Source organism: Limosilactobacillus pulli, from assembly GCF_947381555.1.
In the GTDB taxonomy this organism is placed as follows: domain Bacteria; phylum Bacillota; class Bacilli; order Lactobacillales; family Lactobacillaceae; genus Limosilactobacillus; species Limosilactobacillus pulli.
Genome location: NZ_CANCWQ010000034.1, coordinates 1 through 17,621 on the forward strand (window position 1 = coordinate 1; position 17,621 = coordinate 17,621).

General features: G+C 47.9%; 16 protein-coding genes. 1 reads left to right on the forward strand and 15 read right to left on the reverse strand.

Going from position 1 to position 17,621, the window contains the following annotated elements; all coding sequences use genetic code 11:
* Positions 1-177: 177 nt before the first annotated feature.
* The 10 genes from QOS03_RS08090 to uvrC all read right to left on the reverse strand — a co-directional run bounded on the left by QOS03_RS08090 (position 178) and on the right by uvrC (position 10,163).
* A complete protein-coding gene (locus QOS03_RS08090) occupies positions 178-534 on the reverse strand; it encodes an MFS transporter (RefSeq protein WP_283576038.1) in 357 nt (118 codons plus the stop codon).
* A 12-nt stretch (positions 535-546) separates the two neighbouring features.
* Complete coding sequence (locus QOS03_RS08095; RefSeq protein WP_283576039.1) at positions 547-1,104, reverse strand: MFS transporter; 558 nt, start codon at positions 1,102-1,104, stop codon at positions 547-549.
* 3 nt (positions 1,105-1,107) lie between these two features.
* Entirely contained in the window at positions 1,108-1,389 is a 282-nt protein-coding gene (locus QOS03_RS08100; RefSeq protein WP_283576040.1) for an MFS transporter, read from the reverse strand.
* Positions 1,390-1,400: 11 nt separating this feature from the next.
* Entirely contained in the window at positions 1,401-2,042 is a 642-nt protein-coding gene (locus tag QOS03_RS08105) for a DUF308 domain-containing protein (RefSeq protein ID WP_283576041.1), read from the reverse strand.
* Between the two features lie 213 nt (positions 2,043-2,255).
* On the reverse strand, positions 2,256-2,774 hold the full coding sequence (locus tag QOS03_RS08110) for an adenine phosphoribosyltransferase (protein WP_272208269.1): 519 nt from the start codon (positions 2,772-2,774) through the stop codon (positions 2,256-2,258).
* Positions 2,775-2,787: 13 nt separating this feature from the next.
* On the reverse strand, positions 2,788-5,103 hold the full coding sequence (recJ, locus tag QOS03_RS08115) for a single-stranded-DNA-specific exonuclease RecJ (protein WP_283576042.1): 2,316 nt from the start codon (positions 5,101-5,103) through the stop codon (positions 2,788-2,790).
* A 60-nt stretch (positions 5,104-5,163) separates the two neighbouring features.
* Entirely contained in the window at positions 5,164-5,997 is an 834-nt protein-coding gene (locus QOS03_RS08120) for an SDR family NAD(P)-dependent oxidoreductase (protein WP_283576043.1), read from the reverse strand.
* 11 nt (positions 5,998-6,008) lie between these two features.
* Positions 6,009-6,935 carry a ribonuclease Z gene (rnz, locus tag QOS03_RS08125; RefSeq protein ID WP_283576044.1) on the reverse strand — a complete coding sequence of 309 codons (927 nt, stop codon included), beginning with the start codon at positions 6,933-6,935 and terminating at the stop codon, positions 6,009-6,011.
* Between the two features lie 36 nt (positions 6,936-6,971).
* Positions 6,972-8,270: a GTPase ObgE gene (gene obgE / locus QOS03_RS08130; protein WP_169462028.1), complete on the reverse strand. Its 1,299-nt coding sequence runs from the start codon at positions 8,268-8,270 to the stop codon at positions 6,972-6,974.
* An 81-nt stretch (positions 8,271-8,351) separates the two neighbouring features.
* Positions 8,352-10,163: an excinuclease ABC subunit UvrC gene (uvrC, locus tag QOS03_RS08135; protein WP_283576045.1), complete on the reverse strand. Its 1,812-nt coding sequence runs from the start codon at positions 10,161-10,163 to the stop codon at positions 8,352-8,354.
* A 142-nt stretch (positions 10,164-10,305) separates the two neighbouring features.
* Between uvrC and QOS03_RS08140 the strand changes: the two genes are divergently transcribed.
* Positions 10,306-10,440, forward strand: a complete 135-nt coding sequence (locus QOS03_RS08140) for an SPJ_0845 family protein (RefSeq protein WP_272208275.1) — start codon at positions 10,306-10,308, stop codon at positions 10,438-10,440.
* 107 nt (positions 10,441-10,547) lie between these two features.
* On the opposite strand, the gene yihA is transcribed toward QOS03_RS08140, so the two are convergent.
* The 5 genes from yihA to QOS03_RS08165 form a co-directional block, all read right to left on the reverse strand.
* Complete coding sequence (gene yihA, locus QOS03_RS08145) at positions 10,548-11,132, reverse strand: ribosome biogenesis GTP-binding protein YihA/YsxC (protein WP_169461964.1); 585 nt, start codon at positions 11,130-11,132, stop codon at positions 10,548-10,550.
* A gap of 55 nt (positions 11,133-11,187) precedes the next feature.
* Positions 11,188-12,438, reverse strand: a complete 1,251-nt coding sequence (gene clpX / locus QOS03_RS08150; protein WP_169461965.1) for an ATP-dependent Clp protease ATP-binding subunit ClpX — start codon at positions 12,436-12,438, stop codon at positions 11,188-11,190.
* Between the two features lie 214 nt (positions 12,439-12,652).
* Complete coding sequence (gene tig / locus QOS03_RS08155; RefSeq protein ID WP_169461966.1) at positions 12,653-13,966, reverse strand: trigger factor; 1,314 nt, start codon at positions 13,964-13,966, stop codon at positions 12,653-12,655.
* A 134-nt stretch (positions 13,967-14,100) separates the two neighbouring features.
* The gene (gene ade / locus QOS03_RS08160; protein ID WP_283576047.1) at positions 14,101-15,846 is read right to left on the reverse strand and encodes an adenine deaminase; all 1,746 of its coding nucleotides are present in this window, start codon (positions 15,844-15,846) and stop codon (positions 14,101-14,103) included.
* 85 nt (positions 15,847-15,931) lie between these two features.
* Entirely contained in the window at positions 15,932-17,281 is a 1,350-nt protein-coding gene (locus tag QOS03_RS08165; protein ID WP_283576046.1) for an NCS2 family permease, read from the reverse strand.
* Between the last annotated feature and the right edge of the window lie 340 nt (positions 17,282-17,621).

Below are 17,621 nucleotides of genomic sequence, written 5' to 3' on the forward strand. Positions count from 1 at the left end.
CGATTTAATCATACGGGGAAGGCTTTCCCTTTTTCAATTTAATTTAGAAATTTACACAAAATATTTTACACTCCCCATTCCCTTTTTTAAATTTTTTCCAGTTTAGCGACTGGCTTAACAATCGTCAAGGCATTAAAAAGACAGCAATCAAATTGATTACTGTCCTTAAGCTTGATTTTAAATTTTTGGCATTTTGATAACCACAAAACTAGCCAAAGTACATAAAGCGATGACGATGGCAAAACACCAAATCTGCATGATTCCCAGCGGACTGCTTTTAAAAGCCAGGCCATAAAGCGCTGGACCAAACGATGCTATCAGATAACCGCCACTTTGCGTCAAACCGGAAAGCTGTGCCGTTCGGGCTGGTGAAATCATCTTAAGCGGAAAAGTCGTTAGCGCCATAATGAAGTAAAAAGCCGTCATCGCACCAGTAATGATTGACAAATAATACCAGTAAACAAGTGGCATGGACGACTGCCAAAACATCAAAACGGCCGCCAACAGCGTCAACAGTCCAACCACGATCGACATTACAATCTGGCTTCAATGCGTGGCTGTTTCAAGAAAACGGGGCAGCAACAATGACACCGGCATGCCTGCTGCTGAATACATTGCCAAGACAATACTGATCTGACCGCCAGAAATACCGTTAAAGCGCATCAATTCTGGCAGCCAGGCCACTAAAGTATAGTTAATAAGCGACTGTGTACCAAACATCAACAGGCAGCACCACGCATATCGATTCTGCCAAAGCGGCGCAGCAGTCATTTTTAGGTCTGGTTCATGAATTGATTTGACTGACTGATTATCAGCGCGCTTTGCTTGGGAACGTAATGGTACCGGCAACCTGAAAAGTATCCACATCAGCCAAGGAAACATCGTCAACATTAATAAAACGACCAAGACGGACCACCAGCCAAAAGTACTCGATAGCGGATGCGTCAGCAGGCTGAATACTGATGAACCAACCATAATCGCCAGCGAATAAGCTGTAGTATAAAATGCGGTGTGATTGGGCTCATACGTGGCAACCACGGAAGGTGTCAAAACGTTTAAATGGGTAATTCCTAGCCCAACCAAAATCGTTCCCACCAAAAGCATTGGCTAGGTCACATGAAGTTTTAACAATGCTCCTAAAACCAGCGCCGTCAAGCCAAAGTTCAAGGCTTTGCGCAGGCCGAAGCGAGTCATTTCCTTAGCGGCAACAATTGAGAACAGCAAAAACATTATCAGCGGAATGGTTGTCAAGATTCCAAGGTTGCCGACCGCCGTTTTTAGCTGACGAGCAAGTTGATCAATTATCAACGGAATGGTAATAATTGGTGCCCGCATAGCCAGACCAAACGCAATCACCGTCACCAAAACCAATCGATCATGATTTTTCATCTGCTCGCCTCCTACTGATTAACAATACTGTAGGTCTGCTTGCCATCCTTAGCCGTATACAGCGCCGTCTGATCATCGTTGGGCTTCATCATGCTCAGCGAGTAGCCGCTCCCCACGATTTTTTTAATCTGGGCCGAAGTCTGATTAAGCGAGCTGGTTAGATTCGACCACCCCGCCTGCTGGGCCTGATCGGGATTTTGCGCGATATAGTTCAGGGCCTCAACCGTATTTTCATTGGTTGGCATAATCTGATATGTTTTTGAGCTGCTGTCATAGTTAACAGTCCCCATCTTACTGTAGGCTTTCTGCAGTTGGCGCAGCAGGTACATTTCTTTTTGTTCCTGAGTGGCGCCGCTGCCTTGCTGATTAAAGACCGCGGTAGTACCATTGACTGAAAAGCTGGAACTGGAATCAGCTTGCGAGCCGGTCGCAGAGCTAAGCGACGATTTTGAGCTGACAGCACTCGTCGTTTGTTGTGCAGATTGACTATGGTGCCAATATGGAAGATTGATCGTACAATAAACCGTAGCCGCCAGACTTAGGACCAGCATAATCGTTGGCACTACCCACTGGCGATACTGCTGCCAGGAATTAACCAGGTAAAAGGCACTCAAGATCAGCATCAGTGCACCGAAAACAACTAAGAAAATCATGGAAAGCTCCTTTGTAATCCTTAAATAAAAAACTATTTCATTACTACTTTACAATAAAATTTTACTGATCGTACTTTAATTTCAATTGTAATTTGAATTTTTTGACTGATCAGCTGCACAATCACTATAAAACAGCCATGTGATAATAAAAGGGTCCCCCACTCCATGAGCGTTGGACCCTTTTTTGCTAAAGCAATCCTAAACGATCAGTGCCTAGAATTCCATCAGCGTCTTTATATCAATATCGCGCAGATGCTTGCGGCCTTCCAACTCTTTTAATTCAATCAAGAAGGCTGCGCCAACGACCTTGCCGCCCATCTGTTCAACCATGTCAATCGTTGCGCCAATCGTACCGCCAGTAGCCAGCAGATCGTCAACTACCAAAACGCGCTGACCAGGCTTAACGGAGTCGTTTTCCATCTGCAGCGTTGCCTCACCATATTCCAGCTGATAAGAAGCACTGACCGTTGCCCGTGGCAGCTTGCCCTTTTTACGGGCTGGGGCAAAGCCAACGCCCAACTCATAGGCAACTGGGCAGCCAACGATAAAGCCCCGCGCTTCAGGACCAACGACCATATCAACGTTTCTTTCACGAGCAAATGCCGTAATTTCATCGGTTGCCTGCTTGAAGGCCTCACCGTCAGCCATCAGCGGTAAAATATCACGGAAGATGATTCCCTTTTCTGGATAGTCAGGAATACTTGCAACGTATTTATAAAGATCTAGAGCCATTTAAAATTTCTCCTTATTCGTTTGCCATCAGCCAAGCCGCAACTCGCTTGCGCAGCGTGTGCGTATCGCTGTACAGCAGTACCTGCGCGCTTTTTAGGTGAGCCGCGTGCTGCTGATAGCATTTCGTCTGTTCTAAATCAACATGGTCGGGATGATCCGCCAGCTTTAGAACGCCATCATTTATTGTAACAAATTTTGCCTCATAAAACACCGTAATCATCCAATTTAACTGCTCAACCGGCATCAACAGTGAACGGGCCATGGCTGGCTGCTGCTGGCGATAGTTGGCAATCTCTGGATACTGACGTAAAAAGCGATATAACATGGCAAACTGCTGACGATTTGGCAAACCAAACCGAACGGGATGCTTTTCCCAAAGCAACAGTCGAATCATTGCCGGCTGGCCGCCATTTTGCCAAAGTGCACTAAGCATCGCCAAATCAGGTGGGCAGTCTACGATCGTTACCTGCTGATCTTTAAAATCAGTCTCCAGTGCGGTCTGGGGATCCAATACAATGCCATGTGCGTGACCAGCAATGTTTTCGCGCAGCGTTTGATCAAAGGCCACATAATAGCCGGTTTCATTAAACATTCCCGGCAAAAGCTGGCGCGTTCTTTGATCCAGGATTGCCGTTCCCTGCGTCTTGATGTCTTTAAGCATCAATTGAGCGGTTCGCTTGCCATGCCATTCATTAATGCCAAACGTAGCCGCAATCGTTACCGGGACTCCAGCCAAAAGCAATGGTGCCAGGTCGGCCTTGCCAAACGCTACCACGGCCGCACTGTTTTTTTGACCACGCAGCTTAAATTTAAGATGCTCTTGCTGCTTGCCCATCGTCTTGACATTATTAATGTGATCGGCATGAATTGCAAAAACCGGTTCTGGATTGCCCGGTCCAAAAGGCGCTAGTCGCTGCAGCTGATCATAAAGGTTTTCGTTAACATCATCCGGACTGAGGCTGGCTGCCAGATCCAATTTGATCGGTCCTGACTCAGCCAGTCCCCGTGCTTTGGCTTCTTGTTCCAAAGCGGCGCGCAACTGGTCAACCTGATCGATATTAAATGACATGCCGCATGCCTGAGCATGACCGCCAAACGCCGTCATCAGATCACGGTGCTTTTGTAAAGCCTCAAACAGGTCAAACCCATCATGACTGCGCCCAGATCCTTTGGCAATCTCATCACCGTCATTGACGCTGGCAACAATCGTCGGTTTGCCGGTTTCTTCAACCACGCGACTGGCAACGATGCCTAAAACACCTTGATGCCATTCATGACCCAGCAGCAATAGAGTCGATCGGTCGGTATTTTCAGACGCACGAGCCTGTCTTAACGCCTCATCCGTAATTTTAGCCACCAGCTGCTGACGCGTTTGGTTGGCATTTTCGACTTCTTGGGCGATCTCTTTACCCTCGCGATCATCCATGGTCGTCAAAAGCAAAACGCCTTCATTGGCGTCATCAATCCGTCCCAACGCATTCAGGCGTGGCGCAATGCCAAAGCCAACGTCTTGATCGGACAATTGATCCTCATTGAGCTTGGCCAGCTTGACCAACTGATGAAGACCAGGTCGCATCCCTTGTCGCAATTGCTTGAGACCCCAGGTGATCAGTGCCCGATTCTCACCGGTTACGTCGACCAGATCGGCCAGTTCGCCAATTGCCACCAAATCCAACATTTCTTGGGGAAACTCTTCGGTTAGGGCCCAGGCCGTCTTAAAGGCAACGCCAACACCGGAAAGATCCCCGCCTGCATACTCACTGCCTGGATACTTAGGGTGTACGATTGCCGCTGCTTCAGGTAGTTTTTCAGGCAGCTCGTGGTGATCAGTAATGACCACGTCAACGCCGCGCGAGTTGGCATATTCGATCTCCTTGGCTCCAGAAACGCCATTGTCGACCGTAATGATTAATTGAGCACCACCATCAATTAATCGCTGATACTCGTCAAGGTTGGGACCATAGCCATCAGTAAAGCGGTTGGGAATGAAAAACTCAACCTGAGCCCCCACCTCGTCCAGGGTTTCATACATAACGGCCGTACTGGTAATGCCATCCGCGTCATAGTCGCCATAGATAACGATCTTTTCACCATTGGCAACGGCAGCTTGAATCCGATCGACCGCCTTTTGCATATCGTGCAGCTCAAAGGGATCGCGCAGTTCGGCCAGTTGTGGATCCAAGTACTGCTTGGCTTTTTCAACCGAATCAATGCCGCGCTGAATCAATAATTGAGTCAACAGTGGCGATAATTGACACTGCTGCTGCAGCTCATTGGCCAGCTGCTGGTTTTTATTTTGGGAAAATTCCCACTCATAGCGCGCTTCCATGATTTCACCATTCCTTAAAATATAACAACCGGAACCTACTTTAGTCCCGGTCGCTGCTTTTTATAGACTGCGCTTGTCCTGTTGATAGTCAAAAAACTTTTTGATTGCCCAATCGCCAAGTCCCGGCCACACCTGATAGCCCCATGAAAACCAAGAAGTCCAAGCTGGTACGTTAATCTCACGGGTCTCATACCCAACATGATCCCAAACCTGCTTAGCCAGTTCCGCCGGCTGCACAATCATCCAACGTGGCAGTTTGCTTAGGTAGCTGCCATCAGAATCCGCCTTATCAAAAAACGACGTGGCAACGGGACCCGGATTGACGGTCAACACCTGGACACCATAGTCAGCCACTTCCATGCGCAAAATATTGTCGAACTGGATTACACCGGCCTTGGTTGCTGAATAGGCGGCGGCATTCGGGGTCGGAATCTTGCCATCCAAAGAGCCTAGATTGATAATGGCACCAAATCCCTGGTCCATCATCTGTTTGGCTACGCAGCGGCTCAGATACATCAATGCCAGCAAATTAACGTCAACCATGCGCTTCATGGCTGAACGAGGCTGATCTTTAACCGCGGTAAAGTCGCCCAGCCCAGCAGCATTAACCAAAACATCAATCTCGCCAACCTCATGCCGAATCGTATTCAAGACCTCATCGACGCGATCCGGATCAGTGACGTCCAATTGATAGGCAAATGATGGGCGTCCCGAAAGAATCAGACACTGCTGAGCAACCTGATTGAGCTTTTCTAGATTACGCGCGCAGACTACGACGATTGCACCGCGTCTGGCTGCTTCTAAAGCCAGCTCCTTGCCAATACCACTGGATTCGCCAGTAATCAAAACAATCTTGTTGCGCAACATCCGTAATGCCTTCATTCGCTTCATCATTGCCATCACCTCTATTTAAATGGTACGTCAACTATATCAAAATCATTAACGACGCGCGTGGCGGGGAATATATCACGAACCTGGTAGGCCAGCTGATAGGCCGCCTTGCCAGTATAGCGTGCCGAGATATGCGTCAACAGCAGTTTTTTGGCATGCGACTTTTTCGCTGTCATTGCCGCCTGACCACTGGTTGAATGGTAATAGCTGCGCGCCATCTTGATCTCATCTTTGGCAAAGGTACCTTCATGAATCAAGACGTCGGCATCCTCCGCCAGTTCAACGGCCGCCGGCGTATGACGCGTATCACTGATAATCGTAATCACGCGGCCCTTTTGCGGCTCACCAATAAAGTCGTGGCCATCCAAAACGCGTCCATCCGGCAGCTCAACGGTCTGACCGGCTTTAAGCTGGCCATAGATTGGACCGGATGGAACCTTGGCTGCGCGCAGTTTTTCGACTTGCAGCTCGCCAGGATGATCATGCTCAACCACGCGATAGCCAAAACAGGCAATTTTATGGTTCAGCTTTTTGGTATAAACCGTAAACGTCTTATCGCTGAAAATCTTACCATCATCAGTCAACTCGACAAACTTCAGTGGGTAACTCAAGCGCGACTCACTCACTTTTAAGGCCGTCTTGACAAATTCTTTGATGCCAACCGGGCCATAGATCGTCAATGGCTCATTGCCGCCTTGAAACGACCGCGAGCTCAGCAGGCCAGGCAGGCCAAAAATATGGTCGCCATGAAGATGACTGATAAAGATTTTTTCGATTTTGCGAGGGCGAATCGTCGTCCGCAAAATCTGGTGCTGAGTTGCCTCGCCACAGTCAAACAGCCACACTGCATTGCGTTCTTCCAGCAGTTTTAAGGCAATGCTGGAAACGTTGCGCTGCTTACTTGGCGACCCCGCACCGGTTCCTAAGAATTCAATCTGCATAAATCATTTTCCTATTCTGTCTTCTATTATCATCAATTATTGGACAAATTCAAAAACAAATTTTTCGATGCGCACCAGATCACCGTTTTGAATGCCCTTGGCCCGCAATGCATCGTCCACGCCCATGTGCCGCAGCTGGCGGGCAAAGCGCAGCTGACCATCCTCATGATCCAGATTGGACATCTTAAACAGCCGCGTCAGCTTTTCGCCACCCAGGACCCAGGTGCCATCGTCATCACGCGTAATGGTAAAGGCTGGTTCTTCTTCTTTGGCATGGTATTCAACCGTCTCCAGCTTATCATGATGCTCGCTGTCAAAGGCCGGCGTTTGATCAAGCAGATCGGCCGTCATCTGCATCAGTCCCTGGACGCCTTGGTGCGTAATGGCACTGATCGGCACGACTGGCGGCATCTTTTCAAACGTATCGTCTTGGGCCAGCTTTTCCTTAAAGTGGGCCAGGTTTTCTTGGGCATCCGGCAGATCCATTTTGGTAACAACGATAATCTGTGGCCGCTTGAGCAGCTCAGGATCATAGGCTGCCAGTTCGTGATTGATCTGGTGATAGCGCTCAATGGCCTGTTCGGGGTCTTGACTGCCCATATCGATCAGGTGCAGCAAGACCCGAGTCCGCTCAATGTGGCGCAAGAAAGTCAGACCTAACCCGACCCCTTTAGATGCACCCTCGATTAAACCAGGCATATCAGCCATTGCAAAGTCGCGACCATCTGGTAGCATGACCATCCCTAGATTTGGCACCAGCGTTGTAAACTCATAGGCCGCAATCTTAGGCTTGGCTCCCGTAACAACGGAAAGCAGCGTTGACTTGCCCACAGATGGGAACCCGATCAAACCGACATCGGCCAGCATCTTTAATTCCAATTCCAAATAGCGATCCTCACCTGGTTCACCATTTTCGGCAATCTCAGGGGCAGGATTTTTGGCTGAGGCAAAGTGAATATTGCCGCGACCGCCACGGCCACCCTTAGCAATTACCAACTCTTGACCAGGCTGAGTCAGATCGCCCATGATTTCGCCGGTATCCAGATCGCGCACCGTAGTTCCCTCGGGGACGGCAACGATCAGATCTGAAGCAGCTGCCCCCGTCATCTGCTTGCTCATTCCATTTTGGCCATTTTTAGCCTTAAAAATCCGGTGGTAGCGAAAATCCATCAGCGTCCGCAAGCCAGGATCGACCTTTAAAATGATGCTGCCGCCGCGGCCACCGTCGCCACCAGCTGGTCCGCCGTTGGGAACGTACTTTTCGCGTCGGAAAGCCACCATCCCATTACCGCCTTTTCCGGCATGGGCTTCAATTTTTATTTGATCCACAAACATGTTAGCCATGAAAAATATTCTCCGTTCTTAAAATAGTGACTACTAGGTCTAGTATAAGGAAAAATCATGCGGGCGTCAAAATCAGTCATGACTGCTGCCTTTTGCCATTGTGGCCTTACCCTGCAAAGAAAGTTTGATTAATTGGGCCGTTTTTTGATTGATTCCCAAGGCTTGAATCTCTTCAACCTTGGCATCAGCAATCTTATCCAATGAGCCATAAGCCTTTAACAGCTTATTGCGCGTTCTGGGCCCCACGCCTTTGATCTCATCCAAACGTGAGCTAAGGGAATGCTTGGTATGCACGCTGCGGTGAAAAGTGATTGCAAAGCGATGCACCTCGTCTTGAATTCGCTGCACCAGATAAAAGCCCTGACTGCGCGGGTCTAGATGAACGTGATGATCGTCGTTGCCATATAAAAGATCAGCTGTTTTATGCTTATCGTTTTTTACCATGCCAACTACCGGAATCTGCAGGTTCAGTTCATTTTCCAAAATGTCTTTGACGGCATCCATTTGAATCTCACCGCCATCCATAAAGATCAGATCAGGCAGTGGCTGACCTTCTTTTAAAAGTCGGCTATAGCGACGCCGAATTACCTCACGCGTGCTGGCGGCCTCATCGGCATGATCAATCACAGATTTAAGCTTGTATTTGCGGTAAAGCTTTTTGGCTGGCTCACCATCAACAAACACGACCATGGCACTGACCGGATCGGCACCTTGAATATGCGAGTGGTCAAAAGCTTCAATCTTATGACATTCCGGCAGTCCCAGGGCGTCCGTGATTTCTTTCATAGCGCCACTGGTTTTGGCTTGATCAAGTTCTAGTAAACGAAACTTTTCATTGAGCTGCAGCTGGGCATTTTCATAGGCCATGTGCATCAGATCCCGTTTTTCTCCTCGCTGCGGCGTTCGTACCGGTACCCCTAAAATCTCGCTGATTTCTCGATTGGGCAAGCCAGCTGGCAAGAGAATCTCTTTTGGCAAAATATTATTTTTACGGTTATAGAACTGTAAAATGAAGCTGGTCATTTCTTCTGCTGCTGAATCAACGACTGGAAACAAACGCTTTTCCCGCTTCATCAAACGAGCCTGACGAATAAAGAATACTTGAATGCTCAGCCAGCCTTTGTCCATATAAAAGTTGAACAGATCACGCGGTGTTTTGTCATTAGTAATGATTTTTTGTTTTTCAACCGTCACCTCAATATAGTGCAGTTGATCGCGAATCTCCGCGGCTCGTTCAAACTCCAATTCTTCACTGGCCTGTTTCATCTTGGCCAGCAGCTGACGCTTGACGCTGGCAGTATTACCGTTTAAAAACGACTTAATTTTTTTGATCTGGGTATCATATTCCTCACGCGGTACCTCTCTAAAACAGGCGCCCAAGCACTGTCCCATGTGATAGTAAAGACATGGCCGTCCCTGATGCCCCTTGCAGCGCCGCAGTGGATAAACTTTTTGGATAAAGTGCAGCGTTTCTTCAGCGGCATAAACGTTTGGATACGGGCCAAAATAATAGGCCCCGTCTTTTTTGACCTGACCGGTGATTTCGATACGTGGGTCACGCTCATTGGTAATCTTGATATAAGGATAGCCAGTCCCTCGCTTAAGCTTGATATTGTAATAGGGCTGGTGTTTTTGAATCAGTGTGATCTCCAGCAAAAAGCTTTCTTTGTTGGAATCAGTGGTAATAATGTCAAAATCAGCCACTTGATCAACCATCGCCGCGACCTTGCCGGTATGACTGCTCTTAAAATACGAGCGTACGCGATTTTTGAGATTTTTGGCCTTGCCGACGTAGATGATCTGACCATTGATATCTTTCATCAAATAGCAGCCGGGTTTGTCCGGCAGCAGCATCAGCTTGTGTTCCACTCGTTGTGTGGTCATCAAATTCCTCCGTTTTAGCAATTATCTTTAATTTTAGTACAGGTCGACTCCTGGTCGCAAAAGAATCGCCTATGAGTTGATTTACGCTTTTTCTAGTTTATGTTAGGATAGCTTCAAGCAATAAGTTAAAGGAGGTTCAGCTATGGGTTTGGTAACGCAGCGCAATCAAAAGCTGGAAAAGCTGTTCAACGATCTGGCAATCGATCCTAAAGAAAAGGCTAAGCCAAAAGACAAGCCAGCTGACAAAGAGCAAGCTGAGCAGCAAGACAAGCAGTAATAACTGTCATTAAACGACAAGAGGGTCCCGTATCCGGTCAATTCCGGACGCGGGGCCCTTTTATGTTGCCTGATTCAATTTGATCCAGCTACAACTGATAAATATCTCTAATCATGCATGCGGGCTTCGATCCATTGCCAAACCTCATCCTTACCGTACTTGGTTTCTGCCGAGAAAAGCTGCAGTGGCGTATCTTCTAGCCCCAGCGTCTTCGTGATCTGTGAAATCGACTTTGTCCGGGCACTGGGCTTAACCTTGTCAATCTTAGTCCCAACCACCAAAAGCGGTACTTGGTAATACTTCAGCCATTGATACATGGCCACATCGTCATCACTTGGCGCATGGCGGGCATCAACCAGCTCAATCACGCCCTTTAATTGCGGACGCGTAGTCAGATAAGTCTCAATCATCTTGCCAAACTTTTCGCGCTGCTTTTTGGAAACCTTGGCATAACCATAGCCAGGCACATCAACGAAAAAGAGCTGATCTTCAACATTGTAGAAATTCAGCGTCTGCGTTTTACCAGGCTGGCTGGAAGTATGGGCAAAGTTTTTGCGATTGATCAAGACATTAGTCAAAGAAGACTTGCCGACATTGGAACGGCCAACCAGGGCAATCTCAGGGTAGTCCGTTTTAGGATACTGCTCTTCGGCAACTGCACTGATCGTTAAGTCAACGTGATGAACTTCCATAATCTGTTTTGATTCCCCCGTTAAAAAAGGGCCACTGCTGACCCTTTCTGACTGCCTATGAAGCTTTTTCGTCCTTTAATAGATAACGCGGCTCGCCATGATTTTCTACGCAGCGCTTGTCGATTACGACCTTAGCCACGTCATCGCGACTCGGCAGATCAAACATGACATCGCGCATCACGTCTTCAATAATTGAGCGCAGGCCCCGCGCACCGGTATTACGCTTGATCGCCAGTTGCGCCATTGCACGCAAGGCACCATCCGTAAACTGCAGCTGACTGCCATCCAGACGAATCAGTTCTTGATACTGCTTGACCAGTGCATTCTTTGGTTCGGTCAAAATACGTACCAGATCATCTTCATCCAGCTTTTGCAGTGCCGTCAAGACTGGCAGCCGACCGATAAATTCTGGAATCAGTCCAAACTTGAGCAGGTCTTCTGGAATTACGTGTTGTAAAATGTTCTTTTCGTTAACATCCTGCAATTCACCAGTATCGGTGCCAAAGCCAATCGTCTTGTCACCCAAGCGTTCTTTGACGATGTTTTCAATTCCGTCAAAGGCCCCACCGACGATAAACAAAATGTTGCTGGTGTCAACTTGAATGAATTCTTGTTGCGGGTGCTTACGACCTCCCTGCGGCGGAACATTGGCAATCGTGCCTTCCAAGATCTTAAGCAGCGCCTGCTGAACGCCTTCACCGGAAACATCCCGCGTAATCGAGACATTTTCGCCTTTTTTGGCAATCTTGTCAATTTCGTCGATGTAGATAATCCCTTTTTCGGCCCGTTCAACATCAAAATCTGCCGCCTGTAAAAGCTTTAGGATGATATTTTCAACGTCTTCACCGACATAACCGGCCTCAGTCAAAGTCGTTGCATCGGCAATAGCAAACGGCACGTTTAAGATCTTAGCCAATGATTGTGCCAGGTAGGTTTTCCCAGAACCCGTTGGCCCAATAATGGCAATGTTGCTCTTTTGCAGATCGGTTTCGTTGTTGTCACCGGTCATCATGGCGTTGACCCGCTTGTAGTGGTTGTATACCGCTACGGCCAACGTCTTCTTGGCATCGTCTTGACCAATTACATAATCATTGAGCTCCTTGACGATTTCAGCCGGCGTTGGTACGCGGAAAGTTTCATTGGCGTGATCCTCAGCCAGTTCCTGTTCAATAATCTGCTGACAAAGATCGACACACTCGTTGCAAATGTAGACGCCAGGACCGGCAACGATCTTTTTTACCTCGTCTTGCGACTTGCCACAAAAAGAACAGTGCACGGCATCCATGCCACTGGTATCTTCAAACATTTTGCGTCCTCCTCTTAAAATGATTGTGTTTATCATACCAAACTGTCGACCAAATTTCGAATAATTCAAACCATCATCTGCCCATCCAGAATGATTCAAGACGTGGATTTAATCGACTCAGTACGACAACAGGGCCCAGCACCCGGATGACCGAACGCTGGGCCCTATTTGTTTTAAGCAGCGTAACAGCTGTTTTTTAACGCAATGTCAAAGATTACTTGTCTTCTTCTGCGTCCTTGGATTCAACCTGCTTGGCAGAATCCGTAACCAGGTCAACGGCCTTCTTGATTTGAATGTCGTGACTCAGCATATCCTTGGACAGAGCCTTCTTAACGGCATCTTCTTCCATACCGTATTGAGAAGCCAGATCCTTGATTTCAGCATCGATGTCTTCATCGGTTGCTTCCAGGTTGGCGTCCTTAACGATGGCTTCCAGAACCAGGTTGGTCTTAACGCGCTTGGCAGCATCGTTGGCGAATTGCTTGCGCAGGTCGTCTTCAGTCGTACCAGTGATTTGGAAGTACATCTTAGGGTTGATGCCTTGTTGTTGCATGCCCATCAGGTATTGTTGTACTTGACGGTCCGTGTCGTCGTCCAGCATAGCTTGTGGAATTTCTTCCGTTTCAGCATTGTTGACAGCGGCTTCGATCGCAGCATCCTCAATGGCGGCGTGAGCAGCGTCTTCTTTTTGTTCTTGCAGCTGCTTCTTCGTCTTTTCCTTCAGTTCGTCAAGCGTGTCAACGTCTTCGTCAACGTCCTTGGCGAATTCGTCGTCCATTTCTGGCAGTTGCTTTTCCTTGACTTCGTGCAGCTTAACTTCAAAGACGGCTTCTTTACCAGCCAGGTCTTGAGCGTGGTATTCTTCAGGGAAGGTTACCTTAACTTCAACGTCGTCACCGGACTTGTGGCCAACCAGTTGGTCTTCAAAGCCTGGAATGAAGGCACCAGAGCCCAGTTCCAGCGAGTAGTTGTCAGCAGAGCCGCCGTCAAACTTTTCGCCATCAACGGAACCAACGTAGTCAATAACAACCGTGTCGCCGTTTTCAGCTGGTTGGTCTTCTTTCAGAACCAGTTCAGCTTGTTGTTGACGCTTGGATTCCAATTCGTCTTCAACTTCCTTGTCGGAAACCGTGGTGTCTTGAGCAGGAACTTCCATACCCTTGTAGTCGCCCAGCTTAACTTCTGGCTTAACGGCAACTTCGGCAGTCAGTACCCATGGCTGACCCTTTTCCAGACTCTTAACATCGATTTGTGGCTGGTCAACTGGTTCGATGCCCGTTTCCTTGACGGCATCTTCGTAGGCCTTTGGCAGCACGATGTTCAAAGCGTCTTGGTACAGAGCTTCTTCACCGTACATTTGGTTGAACAGTTGACGTGGCACGTGGCCCTTACGGAAACCAGGAACCGTGATCCGTTTTTGCGTCCGCTTAAAGGCTTGGTCAATACCCTTCTTAGCCGTTTCAACGTCGATTTCAAAAGTTAATGTCCCTTTGCTGGCTTCGCTGTCGCGTTCCCATTTTGCTGACATTTCATTTCCTCCAATAACTTGCAGTTTTCAACTGATCGCCGTTTCAATTCTTAAATAACAGCGACCTGTACATACTTTAATAGTTTACCGTACAGTGTTCCGGATTTCAACTATTCGCGCCAATTATCGCCAATTTAGGCTTGATCGTCAACCTCCAGCGTAGCAAAGCGACCATTGGCAACGTCAAACAGTCCCTCATCGGTTAATTTTAATTCTGGAATCACTGCCAATGGCAAAAAGCTCAGTGACATGACCGGATCAACGTTGGCGGGAATTTCCAGCTCATCATGGGCGGCTCGGTTGATCTCGTTTTGCGCGGCCACGACCTTTTCAGCTGGCTGATCGCTCATCAAGCCAGCAATTGGCAATGGCATCCGCGCAATCGGCTCTTGATCCTTGACCATGACAACGCCGCCACCTTGTTTGATCAATTCATCAACGGCTGCATGCATCTCGTTGTCACTGACTCCGGTAACCATGATGTTGTGCGAATCATGGCCAATTGAAATGGCAATCGCACCATGCTTGATTCCATAGCCACTAACCAAGGCCGTACACATTTTACCGGTCGCATGATGGCGCTCAATAACTGCCAGCTTGGTCACATCTTGAGCTGGATTATAGACAAAGTCGCCATCGTTGTCATGACTGACTTGGCAGATCTTTTCACCAGTCAGCACCTCGCCTGGAATTACTTCAATCGTGCGCACCGGCTTGCCGCTCAAATGCAGTTTAAAGCAGTCAGCTGACAATGGCTTAACGTGCATGGAAGATTCTACGGCGCCAATTGGATAACGTTGCACTTGAGGCAGATATTGGCCGTCTTGAGCAACTTTTTCACCCATAATCCAAGTCTGTTCCACATGGAAACTTCTTAGATCATCAACAACCACCAGATCAGCTCGGCGTCCTGGCGCAATCGCCCCACGATCATTTAAGCCACAGTATTCGGCAGCATTGAGTGTCGCCATTTGAATTGCCGTAATTGGTGACAGTCCCTGTTCGATACAGATGCGAATACTATTATCCAGATGGCCCAAAGTCATAGCCGTGACCGCCTGCACATCATCACCAGCCAGCAGGCAATGACGTGCAGTCTGTGGCGTAACAACCGGCAAGAGGTTCTTTAAATCATGTTCGGTCGTACCTTGGCGCAGCAAAACATACATCCCACATGCCAAACGATCTTGCGCTTCTTGAACCGTTGAGCATTCATGATCGTTGCCTACGCCGGCCGCCGCATAAGCATTGAGCAGCTTACCAGAAACCTGTGGCGCATGGCCATCAATACGACGATGATATTTTTGGGCCAGCATGACTTCATCAATCATCTTGTCATCATTATTGACAACGCCGACATAGTTCATCAATTCGGCCAGACCATCCACTTCACCATTTTTTAAGGCCGGCTCCATGTCACTGGCAGCCAGATTGGCACCGGCATGCTCATAAGGCGTTGATGGGACGCAAGCAGGCATCAAATAACGAATATCCATTTTTGCCAGATTGGCAGCCTGCTCCATGTATTCCAAGCCTTTCAAACCGGCAACGTTGACGATTTCATGCGGATCGCATAAAGCAGTTGTCGTCCCGCATGGTACAAAGATCCGACTGAATTCCTCAGGCGAAACATAGGAAGATTCCACATGAATGTGAGCATCAATCAACCCTGGCAGCAAGAAGCGCCCGGCCAGATCAACCACCTGCTGTCCTTCATAATGTTCACTGATACCGGCAATATAACCAGCTGCCAATGCTACGTCGCCTTGCCGAATAGTTCCTAAAAAGACATCCACGATCTGCGCATTTCTAATCACCACGTCAGCCGGTACGCGACCGGCTGCTACATCAATCAGGTGTTTTAATTCCGATTTTTTTATCATAACTGAGACCTTTCATTTATATCTATATCAAAAATATTACAAAAAAGACCCGACCGCTATCGATCGCGTCTTTTAAAGATTTTTATGATGGCAAAACGTTTAAAACGTACAGCATCAAGATGAAGACGAACAGCAGCGTCCACATGATCCAGTTGATTTCTTTACGGCGACCAGCAACCGTCATCGTCAATGGGTAGATGATAAACCCAAATGCGATCCCGTAAGAAATGTTGTAGGTCAATGGCATGCCGGCAACCACCATGAAGGCAGGAAAGGCAATTTCAAAGTGAAGCCAATCAATGCCAGCCAAAGAACTTGCCATCAGCGAACCAACAATAATCAGAGCTGGTGCCGTAACCTGCGTCGTTACCACCGTCAAAAGTGGGCTGAACAACAGACTAAAGGCAAACAACACACCGACCGTCAAGGCAGTCAGACCAGTCCGGCCACCAACGGCAATTCCGGCAGATGATTCAACGTAGGCTGCCGTTGGCGTAGTCCCCATTACTGAACCCGTCAGCATTGAGATTGAATCAGCCATCAGTGCCTGACCAATTCGCGGCATTCGGTCGTTTTTCATCAAACCAGCCTGTTGAGCTAAGCCCACCAGCGTTCCGGCTGTGTCAAAGAAGGCCACCAGCAAAAAGATCAAAACAACGGCCCACATCTGCGGCGTATTAACCTTGCCCAGGCTGGTCAGTGCCACGCCAAAAGTTGGCTTCATGGAAGGAGCTAACGAAATAATATGAGCAGGCATCTTAATCAGGCCCGTAAACAAGCCCAGCAGCGTTGTCAGAATCATCCCGATAAAGATTGATCCAGGAACCCGTTTAGCCATCAATAGTGCGATTGCCAAAACCCCAAAGATCGTCAGCCAAGTCGTTGGTACCGTCAATGAACCCAATTGAACCAATGAGCTCTTGCTTGCGACAACCAGGCCACCGCCTTGCAGACCGACAAAAGCGATGAACAAACCGATCCCAGCGGCAATTGCCAGCTTCAAATCATGCGGAATCGCGTTGATAACAGCTTCGCGGACCTTCATCAACGATAAAATCGTAAAGATCACGGAAGCAACGAAAACCCCAGCCATCGCCGTCTGCCATGAGATACCCATCGCCAAAACGACTGAGTATGTAAAGAACGCGTTATCACCAAGACCAGGCGCAATGGCAATCGGATAGTTGGCCAAAAAAGCCATCAATAAACATCCAATAATTGCAGATAATGCCGTTGCCGTAAAGACCGCGCCCTTGTTCATGCCCGCAATTCCCAAAACGCTTGGGTTGACAAACAAAATGTAGGCCATTGAGACAAACGTCGTCAGACCCGCGAGCAGCTCACGCTTGATCGTCGTGCCCTGCTCGCTTAAATGAAACCATTTCTCTAAAATATTGGTAGAAGCAGGCGAGTTATTCGTGCTTTGACCCATTAAAATTCATCTCCTATGCATTTAATCCAATAAACAAGATTTGATTATGCAACAATTTTCGGATTTTTGCAATAGATTAAAACGATAAAATTGCGAATGTTCGCATCTGATTTTTAAATCGGCTTTTGTAAAAGGATTTAAATACGATTGTTCGGAAATAAAAAGCCAAGCCGTCAAGTTGCAGCCTGGTTCAACCTTAATTTAGATACGCTTTTTTTAAGAACATCAGTCACCCTAGCCAAGCAAAGATTCATTTTTTAGACTGAGTATTTACAATCTAAGTGCAACAGATTTTAAAAAATAAACCCATAGCGGGTAGAATATGTTTAACGACCAAATC

Bases quoted from the DNA above. Each gene is read 5' to 3' on its own strand.
- QOS03_RS08120 (WP_283576043.1), bottom strand. From the start codon at position 5,997: ATGATGAAGCGAATGAAGGCATTACGGATGTTGCGCAACAAGATTGTT.
- QOS03_RS08140 (WP_272208275.1), top strand. From the start codon at position 10,306: ATGGGTTTGGTAACGCAGCGCAATCAAAAGCTGGAAAAGCTGTTCAAC.
- QOS03_RS08165 (WP_283576046.1), bottom strand. From the start codon at position 17,281: ATGGGTCAAAGCACGAATAACTCGCCTGCTTCTACCAATATTTTAGAG.
- recJ (WP_283576042.1), bottom strand. From the start codon at position 5,103: ATGGAAGCGCGCTATGAGTGGGAATTTTCCCAAAATAAAAACCAGCAG.
- obgE (WP_169462028.1), bottom strand. From the start codon at position 8,270: ATGTTTGTGGATCAAATAAAAATTGAAGCCCATGCCGGAAAAGGCGGT.
- clpX (WP_169461965.1), bottom strand. From the start codon at position 12,438: ATGTTTGAAGATACCAGTGGCATGGATGCCGTGCACTGTTCTTTTTGT.
- tig (WP_169461966.1), bottom strand. From the start codon at position 13,966: ATGTCAGCAAAATGGGAACGCGACAGCGAAGCCAGCAAAGGGACATTA.
- QOS03_RS08100 (WP_283576040.1), bottom strand. From the start codon at position 1,389: ATGAAAAATCATGATCGATTGGTTTTGGTGACGGTGATTGCGTTTGGT.
- yihA (WP_169461964.1), bottom strand. From the start codon at position 11,132: ATGGAAGTTCATCACGTTGACTTAACGATCAGTGCAGTTGCCGAAGAG.
- QOS03_RS08105 (WP_283576041.1), bottom strand. From the start codon at position 2,042: ATGATTTTCTTAGTTGTTTTCGGTGCACTGATGCTGATCTTGAGTGCC.
- uvrC (WP_283576045.1), bottom strand. From the start codon at position 10,163: ATGACCACACAACGAGTGGAACACAAGCTGATGCTGCTGCCGGACAAA.
- QOS03_RS08095 (WP_283576039.1), bottom strand. From the start codon at position 1,104: ATGCTTTTGGTGGGAACGATTTTGGTTGGGCTAGGAATTACCCATTTA.
- QOS03_RS08090 (WP_283576038.1), bottom strand. From the start codon at position 534: ATGTCGATCGTGGTTGGACTGTTGACGCTGTTGGCGGCCGTTTTGATG.
- QOS03_RS08110 (WP_272208269.1), bottom strand. From the start codon at position 2,774: ATGGCTCTAGATCTTTATAAATACGTTGCAAGTATTCCTGACTATCCA.
- rnz (WP_283576044.1), bottom strand. From the start codon at position 6,935: ATGCAGATTGAATTCTTAGGAACCGGTGCGGGGTCGCCAAGTAAGCAG.